At 29.1% G+C, this 1,582-nt stretch carries 2 protein-coding genes and 1 pseudogene; all 3 read right to left on the minus strand.

The genetic code is table 11. The features are described from left to right. Positions 1–14 precede the first annotated feature (14 nt). Positions 15–200: a hypothetical protein gene (locus OC683_RS02420; RefSeq protein WP_304514946.1), complete on the minus strand. Its 186-nt coding sequence runs from the start codon at positions 198–200 to the stop codon at positions 15–17. Positions 201–253: 53 nt separating this feature from the next. Further along, positions 254–895, minus strand: coding sequence for a YqaJ viral recombinase family nuclease (locus OC683_RS02425; RefSeq protein WP_304514947.1), 642 nt, complete (start codon positions 893–895; stop codon positions 254–256). 547 nt (positions 896–1,442) lie between these two features. After that, positions 1,443–1,582, minus strand: a pseudogene (locus OC683_RS02430) (effector); the annotation flags it as partial.

Below are 1,582 nucleotides of genomic sequence, written 5' to 3' on the forward strand. Positions count from 1 at the left end.
TTTTTTAGTTGTTTTCATGGTTTTCTCTTTTTAATCTCATTTTTGAGCTTTTTAATTTCTTTATCTCGAGAACGAAGCTCATTTGTTAACTTTTCAACTTGATTTAACGATTCAAACACCAAACTAATCATGATCAAAAAACTCATTAAAAAGGAACCAAGCATCACAATCTCCAATATACAAATAAAAATTTCATACATATTATTAAAACTCCTTTAGTTTTTAATATTAAAGACCTTCCAATGGAAGGTCTTTATTTGATTTTGCTTAATTGTTTTAAATAAGTAGTTTGGGTTAATTCTTGTTTAGCGTTATGTAGTAATGCTAAATATTTTTTACTGTCTTCGATCATTTTGATAATAAAATGATGGTCTTGATAAATCCGTACCACGTGATAGTTTTGATCGTGAAAATAAACTAAAAAGTAAGCCAATTTCGCTTGAGCACAAAAAAGTTGACATTGAACTTGGGCCCAGTAATAGGGAGGAATATTTTCTGACTGGGGATTGTTTAAAAAACTAGTCCAAGTGCTAGAAACTTCTTGCTTTTCATTCACAAAAGGACATTTAATTTCTAAAACAGCTTGATGTTGTTCGTTGTAACCATCTAAAGAAGCGGAAAAAAAATGCACTTGATCATCAACAAAAATAGCATCTTCGAAAGGTAAAAGAGTTTTTTGGCTAAAAAATGTTCTGGCAATCGGTTCCATTTTTTGGCCATGAAGAGTATATTGGTTAGCGGTAAAAGTTGTCCCAAAGAGTTTATCATGAACTAATTGTTCTCGCGAACGAAAAGGATCTAACCCTGTTATCGAAGCAATTTCAGAAGCGTTAATATATTTTTGACGGTGTTGGTACCATAATTTGGTCCGTTGATTTAAATTTTTGATGCGCATAATTTTCATTCTTTCTTAAAAATTTTTTTCAATAATAATAATAGATATTTTCCTAAATAATAAAAAAAACACAAAAAGTAATAAAAAACTTTCAGGATAAAATCAATTAAAGATAATAAATGAGGAAGAAACAATAACATAATTATTAATAACCCTAAATTTAACCATTGATTTTGGTAAGTCAAAAAAGAACTACTTATCTGATACCAAAGATGATTTATCTTGGTTAACCAAGAATTAAAGAGATGCCACATAATGAGATTGCTCCTTAGTTAAATATTGGTAAAATTGGACCATAATTCCTTGAGAGAAGCGGTCAATACTAACTTTCGCTGTGAAAAGATAGAACTTAATGACATAATAAATGGTGGTTAGAGGTAATAATAAGAGAAAAGTGATGATAAAAAAGAGAATATTATTTGGTAAAATTGGTAAGATTTTATTAATGAACATAGGTTTTTATTTCCTTTCCGAGGTATTAAATAAAAAAAGACCCTAAAAAGGGTCTTAGTGAGTAAATAAAGTTGATGATAATAATAGGTTTAAATTACCAATCGTTATTAGTTCGTGAAAGATATTCGGCTTCTTGAGCTTTATCATAATGATGTTTATCTTGATAAAGGGATAAAGTTTTACGAACAGGGTTGAAGTGCAGATGGAAATTGGTTAATTCAAAGTTAGAGTCGG

Origin of the sequence: Candidatus Phytoplasma crotalariae, from assembly GCF_030586865.1 — a bacterium.
In the GTDB taxonomy this organism is placed as follows: Bacteria; Bacillota_I; Bacilli_A; order Acholeplasmatales; family Acholeplasmataceae; genus Phytoplasma; species Phytoplasma citri.